Below are 18,157 nucleotides of genomic sequence, written 5' to 3'. Positions count from 1 at the left end.
AGAGCCCCCCGGATCGCCTCGGGCACGCTGCCGCCATGCCAACGCCTTCCGGGTCCGGGACGACGGACCCCACCCCTGCGCGCCCCGCCGCAGACGCCTCCGGACCCGAGCCCGCGGCCGAGTGCGCGGAGGGACCCGCTCTCCCGGAACCCCGCCCGGAAAGCGTCGGCTACTCCGCCGTCTTCGCGGTGCGCGAGTTCAGGGCCGTGTTCGTCGCGCATCTGCTGTCGATGCTCGGCGAGGTGGTCTGCGGGATCGCGCTGTCCGTCCTGGTCTACCGGGCCACCGGCTCGCCGCTGCTGTCCGCGCTGGCCTTCGCCTTCGCGCTGCTGCCGTACGTCATCGGCGGCACCCTGCTGTCCGCGGTCGCCGACCGCTACCCCGCCCGCCGGGTGCTCGTCGTGTGCGATCTGGCCAGCGCCCTGTGCGTGGCCGCGATGGTGGTGCCGGGCATGCCCGTCGGGCTGCTGCTGGTGCTGCGCTGTGTGCCCGCCGTGATCTCTCCGGTGTTCAGCGGGACGCGGGCCGCGACCCTCGGCGACATCCTGGGGAAGGGCGATCTGTTCGTGCTCGGCCGGTCCGTCATCCGGCTCACCGCGCAGGGCGCGCAGCTCGCCGGGTTCGCCGCGGGCGGGCTGCTGCTGACCGCGGTCTCGCCGCGCGCGGTGCTCGCGATCACGGCGGCGTCGTTCGTGGCGTCGGCGCTGGTGCTGCGGCTGGGCACCCGCCGCCGTCCGGCCCGTGCGGACGGCCGGCGCGGCGCGCTGCTCGGCGACTCGCTGCGCGGTATCCGGCAGCTGGCCGCCGTCCCGCGGATCCGGGCGCTGTTCCTGCTGAACTGGGTGCCGCCGACGTTCGTGGTGATGTCGGAGGCGCTGATGACCCCGTACTCCGACGGTCTGGGCCTCGGCTCGACCGGGCTCGGGCTGCTGATGTGCGGGATGCCGATCGGCGCGCTCGTCAGCGAGACCCTGGCGGGCACCCTGCTCGGCCCGGCCGGCCGGGCGCGGCTGACCCTGGTGGTGGCGGTGCTGTGCATGCTGCCGTCCCTGGGGTACGTCTTCGAGCCCTCCTTCGGCTGGGCGCTGGCGCTCCAGGTGGCGACGGGCTGTGGCATGTCGTACAGCCTCGGCCTCGACCAGTGGTTCATCGCGGCCGTGCCGGAGGAGCTGCGGGGACGCGCGATGACGCTGCTGACGGCGGGGCTGATGACCGCGCAGGGCCTGGGCATGGCGGCGGCGGGCGCGGTCGCCGAGGTGGCTCCGGTGCACCTGGTGGTCACCGCGGCGGGGGTGTCAGGCACCGTGTGTTCGCTGCTGGTGGTGGTGATGGTGCGGCGCGGCAACACTCCCGGCCGGCCCGCCCCGCTCGAAACGTGAGACCGGGCTGACCACGATATGACCGGCCGGTAGGGTCGGTAACGTGCCCAAGCCGCTCAGCCTCTCCTTCGACCCCATCGCTCGCGCAGACGAACTGTGGAAGCGACGGTGGGGGTCCGTGCCGTCGATGGCCGCGATCACCTCGATCATGCGGGCCCAGCAGATTCTGCTCGGCCAGGTCGACGCGGTGGTCAAGCCGTACGGGCTGACCTTCGCCCGCTACGAGGCGCTGGTGCTGCTCACCTTCTCCCAGGCCGGTGAGCTGACCATGTCCAAGATCGGCGAGCGGCTGATGGTCCACCCGACCTCGGTCACCAACACCGTGGACCGGCTGGTCAGGTCCGGTCTGGTGGCCAAGCGGCCGAACCCGAACGACGGCCGCGGCACGCTCGCCTCGATCACCGACCGGGGCCGTGAGGTGGTGGAGTCGGCCACCCGCGACCTGATGGCCATGGACTTCGGCCTCGGGGTGTACGACGCCGAGGACTGCTCGGGCATCTTCGAGCTGCTGCGGCCGCTGCGCGTCGCGGCGGGAGACTTCGACGAGGTGTGACGGGGGAGCGGCACCGGCGGGGGCGGCGAAGATCGCCCCGGAACGGACGGTTACGCTCAACGTCATGAAGCGAAGCGTATTGACGCGCTACCGGACCATGGCCTATGTCACCGGCGTCCTGCTGATCCTGCTCACGATCGGCGTGATCGCCAAGTACCTGCTGGACGTGGACGGCGCGTCCGGCTTCGTCAGCGTCGTCGGTATCGCACACGGCTGGCTGTACGTCCTCTACCTGGTCTTCGCCTTCGACCTCGGCTCCAAGGCGAAGTGGCCCTTCGGCAAGCTGGCCTGGGTGCTGCTCGCCGGCACCGTCCCCACGGCGGTCTTCTTCGTCGAGCGCAAGGTCGTGGCCGAGATCGAGCCGCTGGTCAGCGGCGCCGAGCCGGAGCCCGCCCAGGCCTGAACCACCCCCTCGCGAGGCGCTCGGCCGGGGTTTCCCGGCCGAGCGTTTTGCGTGGGCGGCCGGCGCCGGCCTGCGGGCGCTGCGCGGCTGACCCGAATGGGCTGCTGAGGCCCGTGTCGCGTCGACACATAGTTGGACATCCTAGTAAATTTGTAGCCATGGACGCCGAAGGCATTGAGGAGGGCCGCCGGCGCTGGCAGGCCCGGTACGACGCCGCCCGCAAGCGCGAGGCAGCCTTCACGAGCTTGTCCGGGGATCCTGTGGACCCGGTCTACGGACCCGCCCCCGGCGACACCGTGGCGGGCTTCGAGCGCATCGGCTGGCCCGGCGAGTTCCCCTACACCCGCGGGCTGTACGCCACCGGCTACCGCGGCCGCGCCTGGACCATCCGCCAGTTCGCGGGCTTCGGAAACGCCGAGCAGACCAACGAGCGCTACAAGATGATCCTCAAGGCGGGCGGCGGCGGGCTCTCGGTGGCCTTCGACATGCCCACGCTGATGGGGCGCGACTCCGACGACCCGCGCTCGCTGGGCGAGGTCGGCCACTGCGGCGTCGCCGTCGACTCCGCCGCCGACATGGAGCTCCTCTTCAAGGACATCCCGCTCGGCGACGTCACCACCTCGATGACGATCAGCGGCCCCGCCGTCCCCGTCTTCTGCATGTACCTGGTCGCCGCCGAGCGCCAGGGCGTGGACCCCTCCGTGCTGAACGGCACCCTCCAGACGGACATCTTCAAGGAGTACATCGCGCAGAAGGAGTGGCTCTTCCAGCCCGAGCCGCATCTGCGCCTGATCGGCGACCTGATGGAGCACTGCGTGCACTCCATCCCCGCGTACAAGCCGCTGTCCGTCTCCGGCTACCACATCCGTGAGGCCGGGTCCACGGCCGCCCAGGAGCTCGCGTACACCCTCGCCGACGGCTTCGGCTACGTCGAGCTGGGGCTATCGCGCGGGCTCGACATCGACACCTTCGCGCCCGGCCTGTCCTTCTTCTTCGACGCCCACATCGAGTTCTTCGAGGAGATCGCCAAGTTCCGCGCGGCCCGCCGGATCTGGGCCCGCTGGATGCGGGATGTGTACGGGGCGAAGACCGAGAAGGCGCAGTGGCTGCGGTTCCACACCCAGACCGCCGGGGTCTCGCTCACCGCGCAGCAGCCGTACAACAACGTGGTGCGCACCGCCGTGGAGGCGCTGTCCGCGGTGCTCGGCGGCACCAACTCGCTGCACACCAACGCCTTGGACGAGACGCTCGCGCTGCCCAGCGAGCAGGCTGCCGAGATCGCCCTGCGCACCCAGCAGGTGCTGATGGAGGAGACCGGCATCCTCAACGTCGCCGACCCGCTGGGCGGTTCCTGGTACGTCGAGGCGCTGACCGACCGCCTCGAGGCCGACGCCGAGAAGATCTTCGAGCGGATCAAGGAGCGCGGCCGCCGGGACTTGGGTTCACAGGGTGAGGGGGCCGACGGGCAGCACCCCATCGGGCCCATCACCTCCGGCATCCTGCGCGGCATCGAGGACGGCTGGTTCACCGGCGAGATCGCCGAGTCGGCCTTCCAGTACCAGCGGGCGCTGGAGAAGGGCGACAAGAAGATCGTCGGCGTCAACTGCCACGAGGGCTCGGTCACCGGCGACCTGGAGATCCTGCGGGTCGGCCACGAGGTCGAGCGCGAGCAGGTGCGGGTGCTCGCCGCCCGCAAGGAGGCCCGCGACGACGCCCGGGTGTCCGCCGCCCTGAAGGACATGCTGGCCGCGGCCCGTGACGGCTCGAACATGATCGGGCCCATGATGGAGGCCGTCCGGGCGGAGGCGACCCTCGGCGAGATCTGCGGCGCGCTGCGCGAGGAGTGGGGCGTCTACACGGAGCCGGCCGGCTTCTGAGCGGGGCCGGCTGGCTTCTGGGTGGGGCCGGCCGGCTTCTGGACGATGGCGGGGAAGCCGCGGAGCAGCAGTTCCGCGAAGTCGCGCGCCCAGAGCTCGTCCACGACATCGGCGCTCACCAGCGTCCGGTGCACCACCGCGCCGGCGATCACGTCGAATATCAGGTCCGCGCTGCGGGCCGCCGCGGCGGTGTCGGCCTCGCGCGGCAGCTCGCCGCGGGCCTGGGCCCGCTCGCGGCCCAGCAGCACCAGCCGCTTCTGCCGGTCGACGATCACGGAGCGGATCCGCTGCCGCAGCGCCTCGTCGTGGGTGGCCTCGGCGACCACGGCCATCAGCGAGGTCCTGGCCTCCGGCCGGTCCAGCAGCGCGGCGAACCGGAGCACCGTCTCCTCCACATCGGCGCGCAGCGACCCCAGGTCGGGCAGTTCCATCTCCTCGTCGAGGAGGGCCGCCACCGCGTCCACCACCAGCTCGCTCTTGTTCGCCCAGCGGCGGTAGAGGGTGGTCTTGGCCACACCCGCCCGGGCCGCGACATCGCCCATCGTCAGCTTGGGCCAGCCGAGCTCGACCAGGGCGGCCCGCGTCGCGCCGAGGATCGCGCGGTCGGCCTCGGCACTACGGGGGCGGCCGGTGCGCCGCGTTGGCGGGCTCATGCCCGTGACCCTACCCGTACGCCCGCTTTGGCCCCTGGATCTCCGAGGGCGCTTCCAGTTACGCTACGGCTCGTAGCGTAAGGGTGTGCGCTTTTCCATTCACCGCGGGAAGAGGGGAGGATAGGACCATGCAGCCACGGAACATGTCCATGAGTGGAGTGGTCGACCTCGCCGCGGTGAAGGCGGCCGGAGAAGCGAAGCAGAAGGCGGAGAAGGCGCGGGCCGAGGCGGCCCGCACGGGCACCGCGGTGCCCACCCGTCTGATCTTCGACGTCGACGAGGCGGGATTCCAGCAGGAGGTCCTCCAGCGCTCCACCGAAGTACCGGTCGTCATCGACTTCTGGGCCGAGTGGTGCGAGCCGTGCAAGCAGCTCGGTCCGGTCCTCGAGCGGCTGACGGGGGAGTACGCGGGCCGGTTCGTCCTGGCGAAGATCGACGTCGACGCCAACCAGATGCTCTTCCAGCAGTTCGGGGTGCAGGGCATCCCCGCCGTGTTCGCGGTCGTCGCCGGCCAGCCGGTGCCCCTCTTCCAGGGCGCCGCGCCCGAGGCCCAGATCCGGCAGGTGCTGGACCAGTTGATCCTGGCGGCGGAGCAGCAGTTCGGCATCGTGGGCGCCCCGGCGACGGACGCGGGCGCCGAGGACGATGAGCCGGTCGCGCAGCAGCCCGCCACCCCGTACGACAGCGCGCTCGCGGCGGCACACGAGGCGCTGGACGCGGGCGATCTCGGCGGTGCGGTGCAGGCGTACCGCAATGTGCTGGCCGACGACCCCGGCAACACCGAGGCCAAGCTGGGCCTGGCGCAGGCCGAGTTGCTGAGCCGGGTACAGGGGGCCGATGCCCAGGTGGTGCGCAAGGCGGCGGCCGACAATCCGGCGGACCCGGCGGCGCAGATCGCGGCCGCGGATCTCGACCTGGTGGGGGGTCATGTGGAGGACGCCTTCGGGCGGTTGGTCGACGCGGTCCGGCGGACGGTCGGCGAGGACCGGGAGGCGGTACGGGTCCACTTGCTGGAGCTCTTCGAGGTGATCGGCGCGGATGACCCCAGAGTGGTCGCGGCGCGCGGTGCGCTGGCTCGCGTACTGTTCTGATCTCTTGCCATCTCAAACAGAGAAGCGACCGCGCTTTACCAAAACTTGGTAATCGCGGTCGCTGTAACTGGCAGTAAGTAAACGGCAGTTCGTTGTCCGGTCATGGCACGAATTGCCCCCTCTTTCCGGTCATGTGACGGCGACCCTGAGTGCCCGGTCTCTACCGGCCTGCCGCAGTACGGTTATCCGCCCGTTACTCGCTGGTAACGAACCCCTTGTGCACCCGCCCGTAAATGGACCACGATCGGCCAAGCTCGGTCCATCCCCTCAGTCCGGCATCCGGTCGGCGCGGTCGGTGTGATGGGTCCCCACCGAGTAGGCCGGCGGCAGTGGCGCCGGCCGTGGACAGGGGGGTCCCTGCCTACCGGCAGGGCCTGTCCAGGAGGTTGCGCGAAAGGCGTGGCCCAGTGGTTGTCGCTCGGGGGTGATCGCCGGTGTTTCGGGTGCGGTACGCGCCTGCGAGACGTGGGCGCTCTCCTTCCCGAGGACGTAGCACTTCTCCCATCCCAGGCTCGGGCCGCGGCCCCAGCCGGAGATGTACGTCCGAGAAGGAGGAAAGTCATGGAGTCCCAGGCTCGTGGCGGGACCAGATGGAAGCGGTTCGCCGTCGTCATGGTGCCGAGCGTCGCTGCCACGGCGGTGATCGGTGTAGCCGTCGCGCAGGGTGCGCTCGCGGCCTCGTTCAGTGTGTCCGGCCAGCAGTTCAAGGTGAAGGTGAAAGAGCTCGACGGCAGGGGCTTTGTCCAGTACGGCACGCTTGACACCCAGCACGGGGGCAAGAAGATTCCCGTCGCCGTGTCGGCGTTCAAGAGCGCCAAGATCGAAAGCCTGTGCCAGTCGGTGGTGGTCCCGGTCCCGCTCTTCGGCGATGTCACGCTGAGGCTGGAGGCCGGCGGCGACGGCAGGAAGGTGGTCGCGAAGAACCTCTTCATCGACCTCGACCAGCTCAAGGCTGACGCCGTCTTCGGCAACATCAACATCGGCGTGGCGGCCGGCGACACGTCCAAGGGGCCGACGAACGACTCGAACAAGAAGGACCCCGGTTCCTTCGGCCAGGAAGCCGACACGGCGTTGCTGACCGATGTCGAGCAGACCGCATGGGCGACCAATGCGGGCACGTTCAAGCTCCCCGGCCTTTCTATGAAGATCTACAAGGGCAGTGGCAAGGGCAAGGAGTGCTTCTGACCCGTTGATCGGGTGGGGGGCCGTGTCAGCCGCCCCTCACCCGGGATCGCTCAGCGGCGTCGGGGCACCGGCACCGCGACTGTCAGTACCGCATCAGAACACTTGCGATCGTCCAGATCGCCGGCCCCAGGGAGCTGTTTTCATTGAGTGCCGAGTCGCCGGGGGCGCGTGACCGTATCAGCCGTCTGCGCCTGGCTTTCAGGCATTGGCGCTGGCAACGCCCGTTCTGGGCAGGGCTCTTCACCATATTGGCCGGGCTGCCGATCGGGTACCTGCCGTATGCCAACATCACCTTGGGCCAGATGACCGTCCGGATGTCGACCACCACGGGGTCCGGCGCGCTGATTATCGGCGTCCTGCTGGTCGTGCTGGGCCTGACCATGTGGTTCCAGCCCATCGTGCGGGTCTTCGCGGGAGTCGCCACCATCCTGCTCGGCCTGGTCTCGATCCCCGTGGCCAACTTCGGGGGAATCCTGGTGGGCTTCCTGCTCACCCTGTTCGGCGGCGGGATGAGCGTCGCCTGGGCGCCGGGTGAGACGCCCACCGAGCAGCCGGCGAAGGACGCGGGGCCCGCACCCACGGGCAGTTCGGACGGCGTGGACGACGCGGACGCTGGAGACGGCGCGGGCGGCGGCGAGCCGGAGCCGGCCGTCGCGGGGGCCGCGCGGGACCAGGAATCCAGGGATGGGAGGCACCGTGCGGGGTGAACAAGACGAGTCGGAGGGTGCGAGCGTCAGCAGTCCACGCAAGGCGAGAACGGGGCCGCGGCACGCGGCCCCCAAGAAGTCGATGCTCACCCGCCTGCACATGCCCGCCGGCAAGGCGATAGCGCTCGCCGCCATGCCGACGGCCGTGCTGATGGGCATGGGGCTGACCCCGCAGCTCGCCCAGGCGACCTCCCGGGCCGAGGACCGCTACAAGCCCGGGCCGTGCGTCTCCCAGTCGGATGAGGCCGACAAGGACGACGCCAAGGACCAGAAGAGCACCGACGAGGCCGGCGAGACGTCCAAGGACTCCAAGGACAAGGACTCCAAGGGCTCGAAGGACTCCGAGGGTTCCAAGGGCTCAGAGGGTTCCGAGGACAAGACTTCTGAGGGCAAGAGCTCGGACGACAAGGGCTCCGAGCCCGGCGACACGCCGACCCCGTCGGCCACGTCCGGCACCAAGACGGGCGACAAGGCGGACGACGCGACGGACGACGCGACGCCGGAGACGCCCTCCGCCTCACCGAGCCCGTCCGCGACCAAGACCAAGAACCCGCTCGACCCGCTGGGCCTCGGGGACGCGCTCAAGGACATCTTCACCGGGGGCGGTGACGACAAGGACGAGACGGCCGAGCCGAGCACCACGCCGACCCCGTCGGACTCCTCGACCGGATCGTCGGGCAAGACCGCCGACCCCACCGAAGACGCGGCCGACAAGGCGAAGGACACCGCCGACAAGGACGAGTCCAAGGCCGAGGACAAGGCCGAGTCCAAGGACAAGGCCAAGGACAAGACCGAGGACGCCAAGGACGCCGAGGACAAGGCCGACGGCTCCACTCCGTCGCCCGGCCCCAGCTCCTCGTCCTCCCCCAAGGCCGAGGACGGGAACAAGAGCGGCAAGGAGCCGTTCCCCTGCCCGACGTTCGACGCCGAGGCGTACGACAACGCCGAGACCGAGCCGACCGCCGCCCTGGTGCCCGAGGACCCCTGGACCCTCAAGAGCACCCTGCTGACCCTGCACGGCCTGGACTACAAGGGCATCGTCGAGGTCAAGACGTACAGCGGGCAGGTCAAGAAGGTCCTCAAGTTCACGGCCTCCGGCATTGAGATCAAGGATCTGCACCAGCTGACGGTCGGGACCGGCGGGACGACCAACCACGTGGCCGCGCGCGAGGGCTCCACCTCGACCTTCAACAACGGCCCGATCACCATGTACACCGAGGAGCTGTCGGGCAATCTGCTGGGGATCATCCCGATCACCTTCAGCCCGAAGAGCCCGCCGCCGATCAACCTCCCCGAGGTGTTCTTCACCGATGTGACGGTCACGCAGGCCGGCCAGTTCGGCGGCGACCTGACCATCCCCGGCATGCACCTCTACAAGACGGGGGATTAACCCCGGGACACAGACCCGTTCGGGAGCCGCACAGCCCTCCTCCGGGAGGGCGAACGCCGGTGGGCACCACCCCAGTCGGGGCGGTGCCCACCGGCGCGTCAGCCCGCCTGTTCGAGCGGCCGGTCGCTCGTCAGCCGGGCGCGTTACTTGCCCTCGCCGCCCAGGTGGTGCACCCGGACCATGTTGGTGGTGCCGGAGACGCCGGGGGGCGAACCGGCCGTGATGATCATGGTAGCGCCTTCGTTGTAGCGGCCCAGCTTCGACAGCTCGGCGTCCACGAGGTCCACCATCGCGTCGGTGTGCTCCACATACGGCACCACGAACGACTCCACGCCCCAGCTGAGCGTCAGCTGGTTGCGGGTGGCCACGTCGGTGGTGAAGGCCAGGATCGGCTGCTGGGCCCGGTAGCGGGACAGCCGGCGGGCGGTGTCGCCGGACTGGGTGAAGGCCACCAGCGACTCGGCGTCCAGGAAGTCGGCGATCTCGCAGGCCGCACGGGCGACCGAGCCGCCCTGCGTACGCGGCTTCTTGCCGGGGACCAGCGGCTGGAGGCCGCGCGAGAGCAGCTCCTGCTCGGCGGCCTGGACGATGCGGGACATCGTCTTGACCGTCTCCAGCGGGTACGCGCCGACGGAGGACTCCGCGGACAGCATGACCGCGTCGGCGCCGTCCAGGATCGCGTTGGCGACGTCGGACGCCTCGGCGCGGGTCGGACGCGAGTTGGTGATCATCGACTCCATCATCTGGGTCGCGACGATCACCGGCTTGGCGTTCCGGCGGCACAGCTCGATCAGGCGCTTCTGCACCATCGGGACCTTCTCGAGCGGATACTCGACGGCCAGGTCGCCGCGGGCCACCATGACGCCGTCGAAGGCCGCGACGACCGACTCCATGTTGGCGACCGCCTGCGGCTTCTCAACCTTGGCGATCACCGGCACCCGGTGCCCCACCTCGTCCATGACGCGGTGCACATCGCGGACGTCGGCGGCGTCCCGGACGAAGGACAGCGCGACCATGTCGCACCCCATCGCCAGCGCGAACTTCAGGTCCACGATGTCCTTCTCGGACAGCGCGGGCACATTGACCGCCGCGCCCGGCAGGTTGATCCCCTTGTGGTCGGAGATCACCCCGCCCTCGATGACGATCGTCTTGACCCGGGTGCCCTCGACCGCGGTGACCCGCAGCTCGACGTTGCCGTCGTTGATCAGGACCTGGTCGCCCTTGGAGACATCGCCCGGCAGCCCCTTGTACGTGGTGCCGCAGATCGTGCGGTCGCCCGGCACGTCCTCGGTGGTGATGGTGAACTCGTCACCGCGCACCAGCTCCACCGGGCCGTCGGCGAAGGTCTCCAGCCGGATCTTGGGGCCCTGGAGGTCGGCGAGCACGCCGACCGCGCGCCCGGTCTCCTCGGAGGCCTTGCGGACGCGGTGATACCGCTCCTCGTGCTCCGTGTGGCTCCCATGGCTCATGTTGAATCGGGCCACGTTCATCCCGGCCTCGATCAGCGACTTCAGCTGGTCGTAGGAGTCGACGGCGGGGCCCAGAGTGCAGACGATTTTGGAACGGCGCATGAGGCAGATCCTATCGGTTTGTTTCGGAGCGGAATTTTTAAGCTTATGTACGCCGGTGCAATGCCTGGGCAAGCACGGCGGAAGAGCCGGAGGCCGGCCGGTGACCAGGAGGCTAGGCAGCGACCAGTTCGTACGCCTGGCTCGCTATCTCCAGCTCCTCGTCGGTCGGCACCACGGCCACCGCGACCCGGCTGGCCTCCGTGGAGATCAGCCGCGCCGAGGAGCCGCGCACCGCGTTGCGGACCGCGTCCACCTCGATGCCGAACGCGGGCAGGCCGCGCATCGCCGCCTCCCGCACCGCCGGGGAGTTCTCCCCGACGCCCGCGGTGAAGGCGATCGCGTCCACCCGCCCCAGCGCGGCGGTGTACGCGCCCACATACTTGCGCAGCCGGTGGATGTAGACGTCGAAGGCCAGCTGCGCCTCCGGGTCCCCCTCGCCCATCCGGCGGCCGATCTCGCGCATGTCGTTGTCCCCGCACAGCCCCAGCAGCCCGCTGCGCTTGTTCAGCAGGGTGTCGATCTCGTCGACCGACAGCCCGCCGACCCGGGCCAGGTGGAAGATCGCCGCCGGGTCCAGGTCCCCGGAGCGGGTCCCCATGACCAGGCCCTCCAGCGGGGTGAGCCCCATCGAGGTGTCCACGCACACCCCGCCGCGCACGGCGGAGGCGCTGGCGCCGTTGCCCAGGTGCAGCACGATCGTGTTGACGTCGGAGACGTCCCGGCCCAGCAGCGCGGCGGTGGCCCGGGAGACGAACGCGTGCGAGGTGCCGTGGAAGCCGTAGCGCCGCACCCCGTACCGGTCGGCGGTCGCCCGGTCGATGGCGTAGCGCGCCGCCTCCTCCGGCATCGTGGAGTGGAACGCGGTGTCGAAGACCGCCACCTGCGGCAGGTCCGGGCGCAGCGCGCGGGCCACCTTGATCCCGGTGACGTTCGCCGGGTTGTGCAGCGGGGCCAGCGGCACCAGCTTCTCGATCTCCTCGACCACCTCGTCGGTGATCAGGGTCGGCTCGGTGAACCGGGTGCCGCCGTGCACCACCCGGTGGCCGACCGCCGCCAGCGCGGGCGAGTCCAGGCCGAGGCCCTGCCCGGCCAGCTCCTCGGCGACCTGCTTGAGGGCGGCCGAGTGGTCGGCGACGGGGCCCTCCCCGATCCGCTCCACGATGCCGGAGGCGAGCCGGCTGCCGTCGGCCATGTCGAGCAGCTGGTACTTGACCGACGAGGAGCCGGAGTTGAGAACGAGGACTCGGGAGCCGTTCACGCGGTGGGTGCTTTCTGTGCGGGGGAGGCGGGGGTGGGCGTCTGGGCCTGGACGGCGGTGATCGAGACGGTGTTGACGATGTCCTGGACCAGCGCCCCGCGGGAGAGGTCGTTCACCGGCTTGCGCAGCCCCTGGAGCACCGGGCCGACCGCGACCGCGCCCGCCGAGCGCTGCACCGCCTTGTAGGTGTTGTTGCCGGTGTTCAGGTCCGGGAAGACCAGGACCGTGGCCTTGCCCGCCACCTCGGAGTCCGGCAGTTTGGTCGCCGCGACGGCCGCGTCCACCGCGGCGTCGTACTGGATCGGGCCCTCGACCAGCAGGTCCGGGCGGCGCTCGCGGACCAGCTCGGTCGCCTTGCGCACCTTGTCGACGTCCACGCCGGACCCGGAGGTGCCGGTGGAGTACGAGAGCATCGCGATCCGCGGCTCCACGCCGAACTGGGCGGCCGTGGTGGCCGACTGGATGGCGATGTCCGCGAGCTGCTCGGCGTCCGGGTCCGGGTTGACCGCGCAGTCGCCGTACACCAGCACCCGGTCGGCCAGGCACATGAAGAAGACCGAGGAGACGATCTGGGCGCCCGGCGCGGTCTTGATGATCTCGAACGCGGGCCGGATGGTGGCCGCGGTGGAGTGCACGGCGCCGGAGACCATGCCGTCGGCCAGGCCCTCCTGCACCATCAGCGTGCCGAAGTACGAGACGTCGGCGACCACGTCGTAGGCCAGCTCGTAGGAGACGCCCTTGTGGGCGCGCAGCTCCGCGTACAGCTCGGCGAAGCGGTCGCGCAGCGGCGAGGTCTGCGGGTCGATGATCTGCGCGTCCGCGAGCTGGATGCCCAGCTCGGCGGCGCGCTTGCGCACCACGTCCTCCGCGCCCAGCAGCGTGAGGTCGCACACATCGCGGCGCAGCAGCACATCGGCGGCGCGCAGCACCCGCTCCTCGGTGCCCTCGGGGAGGACGACCCGGCGGCGGTTGGCGCGGGACCGCTCGATCAGCTCGTGCTCGAACATCATCGGGGTGACCCGGCCGGAACGGGCGACCGAGATCCGGTTGGTCAGCTCCGCGGTGTCCACGTGCCGCTCGAACAGGCCGATCGCGATCTCGGCCTTGCGCGGCGAGCCCGCGGTGAGCTTGCCCTCCAGCGCGAACAGCTCGGCCGCGGTCGGGAAGCTGCCGCCCGCCACGGCCGCCACCGGGGTGCCCGGGGCCAGCCGGGAGGCCAGCGCCAGGATGTCCGGGCCCGGCCGCTCGTCCAGGGTGAGCAGCACCCCGGCGATGGGCGGGGCCCCCGCGCTGTGCGCCGCGAGCGCCCCGATGATCAGGTCGGCGCGGTCGCCGGGGGTCACCACCAGGCAGCCCTCGGTCAGTGCGGGCAGGAAGCTGGGCAGCATGGCGCCGCCGAAGACGAAGTCCCGCACGTCCCGGGACAGCCCCGCGTGGTCGCCGAGCAGCAGCTCGGCGTCCAGGGTGCGCACCACCTGGGAGACGGTGGGCGCGGAGAGCGAGGCGTCCTCCGGCAGCGCGTAGCAGGGGACGGGGAGGCGGCCGCTCAGCCGCTCGGCCACGGCCTCCCGGTCGCCGGGGGCCACCCGGTTCACCACGACGGCGACGACGTCGCAGCCCTGCGCGTCGTAGGCGCGGTAGGCGTTGTGCGCCTCGGCGCCCACGGACTCGGCGCTCTGGTCCTGGCCGCCCACGACGGTGATCACCGAGGCGCCGAACTCGTTGGCCAGCCGCGCGTTCAGCCCCAGCTCGTCGGGGAGGCTGGTCGCGGCGTAGTCGCTGCCCAGGACGAGGACGTACTCGTAGTCCCGGGCCACCTCGTGGAAGCGGCCGACCAGGTGCGCCACCAGCTCGTCGGTGCCCTGCTCGGCCTGGAGGGCGGACGCCTCCTCGTAGGTGATCCCGAAGACGGACTCGGGGGACTGGCCCAGCCGGTAGCGGGACCGCAGGAGGTCGAAGAGGCGGTCGGGGTTGTCGTGCACCAGGGGGCGGAAGACGCCGACCCGGTCGACATGGCGGGTCAGGAGCTCCATGACCCCCAGCTCGACGACCTGGCGGCCGTCGCCGCGTTCGATCCCGGTCACGTACACGCTGCGCGTCACGCCCTGCTCTCCGATCCTTGTCGACTGCGTCCGGTGCGGTGGGTGCGTCCGGTTGTTTCCGGTTGTTTCCGGTCGAAACTCCTGAAAACGGCCGTATTGGCGGCCCTGTCCCCTTGACAATACCTGCGGCCATCGATAGGGCGCTCGCCCGGTCCGGGGCCGGCTCAGGGGCCGGGTCCGGGGCCTGGTCGGGGCCATGTTCCGGGGCAGGTTCCAGGGCCCGATCCGGAGTCAGGCCGGAGCGGGGGTTGGAGCCGGGGGCGGAGTCGGGTATGCAGGGACATGGCACCGCCAGGCCCGTGGAACAATCGGACTGGCTCACACTTACCCGTACGCAGCAGGAGACACAGCACGATGCGCATCGGAGTTCTCACCGCAGGCGGCGACTGCCCCGGCCTGAACGCTGTGATCCGCTCGGTCGTCCACCGGGCCGTGGTCGGACACGGAGACGAGGTCATCGGCTTCGAGGACGGCTTCAAGGGGCTCCTCGACGGCCGCCACCGCAAGCTCGACCTGGACGCCGTGAGCGGCATCCTCGCCCGCGGCGGCACCATCCTCGGCTCCTCCCGCCTGGAGCGGGCCCGGCTGCGCGAGGCCTGTGAGACCTCCAAGGACCACGCCCGCGACTACGGCATCGACGTGCTGATCCCGATCGGCGGCGAGGGCACGCTCACCGCCGCCCGGATGCTCTCCGACGCCGGGCTGCCCATCGTCGGCGTGCCCAAGACCATCGACAACGACATCTCCTCCACCGACCGCACCTTCGGCTTCGACACCGCCGTCGGCGTCGCCACCGAGGCCATGGACCGGCTCAAGACCACCGCCGAGTCGCACCAGCGGGTCATGGTCGTCGAGGTCATGGGGCGCCACGCGGGCTGGATCGCGCTGGAGTCCGGCATGGCGGGCGGCGCGCACGGCATCTGCCTGCCGGAGCGGCCGTTCGAGATCGACGCGCTGGTGAAGATGGTCGAGGAGCGCTTCTCCCGCGGCAAGAAGTTCGCGGTCATCTGTGTCGCCGAAGGCGCGCACCCCGCCGAGGGCACGATGGAGTACAAGAAGGGCGCGATCGACCAGTACGGCCACGAGCGGTTCACCGGCATCGGCAACCGCCTGGCGGCCGAGCTCGAGCGGCGGCTGGGCAAGGAGGCCCGCCCGGTCATCCTCGGCCACGTCCAGCGCGGCGGCACCCCGACCGCGTACGACCGGGTCCTGGCCACCCGCTTCGGCTGGCACGCCGTCGAGGCCGCCCACCGCGGCGACTTCGGGATGATGACCGCGCTGCGCGGCACGGACATCAAGATGGTGCCGATCGCGGAGGCGGTCACCGAGCTCAAGACGGTCCCCGTGCACCGCATGGACGAGGCGGAGTCGGTCTACTGACCCAGGCTCCCACCGCGGACGCTCTGGTACTCTCCCGGCTTGATCAAGGCGGATCGGCTGATCACTTGATCATCTGATCATCTGATCAAGGGGGAAGAGGGAGCGGGGGCGGGATGCGTCGTTTATGGGCTCGCGTGTGGCTGCGCTACACGGCCCTGGTAGTGCTTGTCATGGCCCTGGTCGCGGTCTTCGTCATCGCGAACCGCGACAGCGACAAGGGTGGCCATCTCGCGGCCAACCGCGCCCAGTTGAGAAAGGCGTGCGACGGCACCCTCCCGTACGCGGACCTGAAGGGTCTCGTCCGCGACGGCCAGGCGGGCGAGCTCAGCCAGCACGGCACGATGCTCGAACCCGACCAGGAGAGCCGCTCGCTGCTGAACTGCGAGCTGTCCTGGGGAGAGGGCTACAGCGTCACCGTCCACGCCGAGGCGCTCGTCTCCGACATACCCGAGGGCATGGAGACCGAGGACCTCCTCGGAAAGGGCAGAGCCGCGGAGGGGACGTACGTGGCCCCGGGAACCACCGGCCAGTACGGCGAGAGCGGCGCCTGGGTGGTAGCCGAGTGCGTGGACGGCCTGCGCGGCCGGGTCCGGCCCACGACCGACCTGTATGTGTCCGCGCTCGTCACCGACGGCGAGCACGACGCCGCCGACACCCGCGCCGGGCGCGAGGAGGAGGCCAGGGCCGAACGGGCCGCCGCGCTCACCGGCTTCCGTACCGCCGTGCATGTCGCGAACGCCATCACCGAGGCGCAGGGCTGCGGCAGCGACCCGCTCAAGGCTCCGACCCGGGTGCTGGACACCCACGAACATGAGGATGACTCGCCGACCGACCGCATCGTGGAGCCCGGCCGCGGCCTGCGCAAGTGCGGCTGGATCAACGCCCGGTCGCTCCCCGAGGTGATGCCCGGCACCTGGACCACGCTCGGCGACCTCCGGGAGTCCGGCGTGGTGAACGCCTGTCAGGGCGTCTGGGACTCGGAGGCCGAGCAGAACGACTTGGAGAGCCCGGAGGACTGGCAGGTCACCGGCGTCGATGCGGCGAGCTGGGCGGGCATCTTCGGCCGGACCGCGTACAACTCGTACGAGCGCGAGGGCCATGTGCCGGGGTGGGGGGTGTCCCAGGACCGCGGGAAGCCCACGGGCGGCGGGACGGCCGACGGCAAGGGCGAGGACCGTATCTCCTCCTACGTCAATGACCCCCAACTCGCCCTGTGGGCACGCTCGGTGTGCGGCGGCCGCGAGACCTACCACCGCGTCTCGGTGCAGCCCTCGATCGTGATCGAGGACGGCGATACGGCGACCCTGGGCGCCAAGGACCGCGCCGCGCTCTCCCGCGCCGCGCGCTCGGTGCTTGACCGCTATCTGAGTGCCGCGGACGGCTGGCCGAAGTCGGCGGGGTGCCGCGACACGAAGGTTCTGGGAGAGGTCGAGGAATGGCACTGAGCAGACTGCGACTCGGCGGGTGGCTGACCCGCCGTCGCCGGTGGGGCCTCGGGGCCGCCGTGCTGGCGCTGGCCGCGCTGACGGGCACGATCGTCTGGATGGCCGGCAGCGACGACCGCGCGCTCGACGCGGCCTGCGACGGGGTGCTGGCCGTGGACGAAGTCCGCGCGGTGCTCGGCGACGGCGAGATCAGCGTCAGCAACCGCTCCAAGGGCACCTTCGACGCCGACCTCAAAGCCGACGGCAAGAACGATGAGGGCGTGGCCAACACCCTCTCCGTACAGTGCCAGGTGGAGGCCGACGGCAAGGGCAGCGTCAAGGTGACCATCGAGGGCGCGCCACGGCCCCCTACCCGGCACGGCTTCGACGGGATATACACCTCCGTCCCCACGGAGAACGCCCTCGCGGTCCCCCTCGGCCACGGCTGGTCCGGGCTCTTCGGCACGGCCAACGAGCGCCCGGACGACAGGGAGGACGGCGAGGCGACCACCGCCGTGGTGCTCAACTGCCCCAAGGGCGGCAGCAGCCTGCTGATCACCGTCGAGACGGATCTCATCGGCGGCACCCTCGACGACCCGGCCGCCCGCCCCGCCTACGTACGCACCGCGACCGCCACCGCCGAGGCGGCCAACGACCACTGGGGCTGCGGCGCCCGCCTGGGCAAGCCGGTCGACACGGTGGGCCTGCCGGTCAACAAGGACGAGTACGAGCCGCTGCTGGGCGCCGACGGCACCTGCGGGGCCGTCCCGACGGCCGCCCGCTCCGCGGTGTCCACGGCCCGGGAGACCGCCCGCGACGGCGCGCCGCGCGAGTCCTGCGCCCTCGGCGCGCGCGACGGCTCGCCGCGCTACCGCCTCGACGCGTACTACGGCCCGTACGCCGAGGAGGCCCGCGCCGAGTACAGCGCCGACCGGGGCCTGGACGGCCCCTACCCCTCCGAGGAACCCTCGGGCCGGCTGGGCCAGAGCGCCCACTGGGCCAGCGCCTCCTGCCCGGACAACGCCGAGGACGCGCTGTTCCTGGTGCGTGCGGACAGCACCAAGGACGACACCCGCCGGGAGCCGGACCTGGCCTACGAGCGCGCCGCCCTCAAGGCCTTCGCGGAGGCCTCGGCGCGCAGCCACGGGTGCGGGGCGCCGGCCGTACCTGGCCGCTGACGGCGG

Annotated in this window: 15 protein-coding genes; 11 read left to right on the top strand and 4 right to left on the bottom strand. The window is 71.0% G+C overall.

Annotated elements, in window-relative coordinates:
* Positions 1–35: 35 nt before the first annotated feature.
* From ABTY62_RS13320 to icmA, 4 genes are all read left to right on the top strand, one after another.
* On the top strand, positions 36–1,379 hold the full coding sequence (locus tag ABTY62_RS13320; RefSeq protein WP_352129538.1) for an MFS transporter: 1,344 nt from the start codon (positions 36–38) through the stop codon (positions 1,377–1,379).
* A gap of 43 nt (positions 1,380–1,422) precedes the next feature.
* Positions 1,423–1,932, top strand: coding sequence for a MarR family transcriptional regulator (locus ABTY62_RS13315; RefSeq protein ID WP_352129537.1), 510 nt, complete (start codon positions 1,423–1,425; stop codon positions 1,930–1,932).
* 64 nt (positions 1,933–1,996) lie between these two features.
* Complete coding sequence (locus tag ABTY62_RS13310; RefSeq protein ID WP_352129536.1) at positions 1,997–2,335, top strand: DUF3817 domain-containing protein; 339 nt, start codon at positions 1,997–1,999, stop codon at positions 2,333–2,335.
* 158 nt (positions 2,336–2,493) lie between these two features.
* Positions 2,494–4,212, top strand: coding sequence for a coenzyme B12-dependent isobutyryl-CoA mutase large subunit (gene icmA, locus ABTY62_RS13305; protein ID WP_352129535.1), 1,719 nt, complete (start codon positions 2,494–2,496; stop codon positions 4,210–4,212).
* Here the strand turns inward: icmA and ABTY62_RS13300 are convergent.
* A complete protein-coding gene (locus ABTY62_RS13300) occupies positions 4,188–4,865 on the bottom strand; it encodes a TetR/AcrR family transcriptional regulator (RefSeq protein WP_352129534.1) in 678 nt (225 codons plus the stop codon). The two genes, icmA and ABTY62_RS13300, sit on opposite strands and share 25 nt — an antisense overlap.
* Positions 4,866–4,993: 128 nt before the next feature.
* Between ABTY62_RS13300 and ABTY62_RS13295 the strand changes: the two genes are divergently transcribed.
* The 4 genes from ABTY62_RS13295 to ABTY62_RS13280 all read left to right on the top strand — a co-directional run bounded on the left by ABTY62_RS13295 (position 4,994) and on the right by ABTY62_RS13280 (position 9,238).
* Entirely contained in the window at positions 4,994–5,956 is a 963-nt protein-coding gene (locus ABTY62_RS13295; protein ID WP_352129533.1) for a tetratricopeptide repeat protein, read from the top strand.
* A 561-nt stretch (positions 5,957–6,517) separates the two neighbouring features.
* Complete coding sequence (locus ABTY62_RS13290) at positions 6,518–7,141, top strand: DUF6230 family protein (RefSeq protein ID WP_352129532.1); 624 nt, start codon at positions 6,518–6,520, stop codon at positions 7,139–7,141.
* A 143-nt stretch (positions 7,142–7,284) separates the two neighbouring features.
* Positions 7,285–7,848 carry a DUF6114 domain-containing protein gene (locus ABTY62_RS13285; RefSeq protein ID WP_352129531.1) on the top strand — a complete coding sequence of 188 codons (564 nt, stop codon included), beginning with the start codon at positions 7,285–7,287 and terminating at the stop codon, positions 7,846–7,848.
* Entirely contained in the window at positions 7,838–9,238 is a 1,401-nt protein-coding gene (locus tag ABTY62_RS13280) for an ICP22 family protein (protein WP_502997453.1), read from the top strand. The genes ABTY62_RS13285 and ABTY62_RS13280 overlap by 11 nt, the downstream gene beginning before the upstream one ends.
* Positions 9,239–9,381: 143 nt before the next feature.
* Here the strand turns inward: ABTY62_RS13280 and pyk are convergent, their stop codons facing one another.
* From pyk to pta, 3 genes are all read right to left on the bottom strand, one after another.
* Positions 9,382–10,809 (bottom strand): pyruvate kinase, encoded by a 1,428-nt coding sequence (gene pyk / locus ABTY62_RS13275; protein WP_352129530.1) that lies wholly within the window; start codon positions 10,807–10,809, stop codon positions 9,382–9,384.
* Positions 10,810–10,921: 112 nt separating this feature from the next.
* On the bottom strand, positions 10,922–12,067 hold the full coding sequence (locus ABTY62_RS13270) for an acetate kinase (RefSeq protein ID WP_352129529.1): 1,146 nt from the start codon (positions 12,065–12,067) through the stop codon (positions 10,922–10,924).
* Positions 12,064–14,169, bottom strand: coding sequence for a phosphate acetyltransferase (gene pta, locus ABTY62_RS13265; protein WP_352129528.1), 2,106 nt, complete (start codon positions 14,167–14,169; stop codon positions 12,064–12,066). Before pta ends, ABTY62_RS13270 begins: the two co-directional genes overlap by 4 nt.
* Before the next feature lie 354 nt (positions 14,170–14,523).
* Here pta and ABTY62_RS13260 point away from each other — a divergent pair, with 354 nt between their 5' ends.
* The 3 genes from ABTY62_RS13260 (at position 14,524) to ABTY62_RS13250 (ending at position 18,151) form a co-directional block, all read left to right on the top strand.
* A complete protein-coding gene (locus ABTY62_RS13260) occupies positions 14,524–15,549 on the top strand; it encodes a 6-phosphofructokinase (RefSeq protein WP_311727954.1) in 1,026 nt (341 codons plus the stop codon).
* Between the two features lie 113 nt (positions 15,550–15,662).
* The gene (locus ABTY62_RS13255; RefSeq protein WP_352129527.1) at positions 15,663–16,994 is read left to right on the top strand and encodes a hypothetical protein; all 1,332 of its coding nucleotides are present in this window, start codon (positions 15,663–15,665) and stop codon (positions 16,992–16,994) included.
* Positions 16,985–18,151 carry a hypothetical protein gene (locus ABTY62_RS13250; protein WP_352129526.1) on the top strand — a complete coding sequence of 389 codons (1,167 nt, stop codon included), beginning with the start codon at positions 16,985–16,987 and terminating at the stop codon, positions 18,149–18,151. Before ABTY62_RS13255 ends, ABTY62_RS13250 begins: the two co-directional genes overlap by 10 nt.
* Positions 18,152–18,157: the final 6 nt, after the last annotated feature.

Source organism: Streptomyces sp. NPDC097640 (assembly GCF_040302705.1).
Taxonomy (GTDB): domain Bacteria; phylum Actinomycetota; class Actinomycetes; order Streptomycetales; family Streptomycetaceae; genus Streptomyces.
The sequence above is the reverse complement of the archived record's forward strand: the minus strand, read 5'-3'. Positions and strand labels throughout refer to the sequence as shown.

Bases quoted from the DNA above. Each gene is read 5' to 3' on its own strand.
- ABTY62_RS13260 (WP_311727954.1), top strand. From the start codon at position 14,524: ATGCGCATCGGAGTTCTCACCGCAGGCGGCGACTGCCCCGGCCTGAAC.
- ABTY62_RS13310 (WP_352129536.1), top strand. From the start codon at position 1,997: ATGAAGCGAAGCGTATTGACGCGCTACCGGACCATGGCCTATGTCACC.
- icmA (WP_352129535.1), top strand. From the start codon at position 2,494: ATGGACGCCGAAGGCATTGAGGAGGGCCGCCGGCGCTGGCAGGCCCGG.
- ABTY62_RS13320 (WP_352129538.1), top strand. From the start codon at position 36: ATGCCAACGCCTTCCGGGTCCGGGACGACGGACCCCACCCCTGCGCGC.
- pyk (WP_352129530.1), bottom strand. From the start codon at position 10,809: ATGCGCCGTTCCAAAATCGTCTGCACTCTGGGCCCCGCCGTCGACTCC.
- ABTY62_RS13295 (WP_352129533.1), top strand. From the start codon at position 4,994: ATGCAGCCACGGAACATGTCCATGAGTGGAGTGGTCGACCTCGCCGCG.
- ABTY62_RS13290 (WP_352129532.1), top strand. From the start codon at position 6,518: ATGGAGTCCCAGGCTCGTGGCGGGACCAGATGGAAGCGGTTCGCCGTC.
- ABTY62_RS13250 (WP_352129526.1), top strand. From the start codon at position 16,985: ATGGCACTGAGCAGACTGCGACTCGGCGGGTGGCTGACCCGCCGTCGC.
- ABTY62_RS13255 (WP_352129527.1), top strand. From the start codon at position 15,663: ATGCGTCGTTTATGGGCTCGCGTGTGGCTGCGCTACACGGCCCTGGTA.
- ABTY62_RS13300 (WP_352129534.1), bottom strand. From the start codon at position 4,865: ATGAGCCCGCCAACGCGGCGCACCGGCCGCCCCCGTAGTGCCGAGGCC.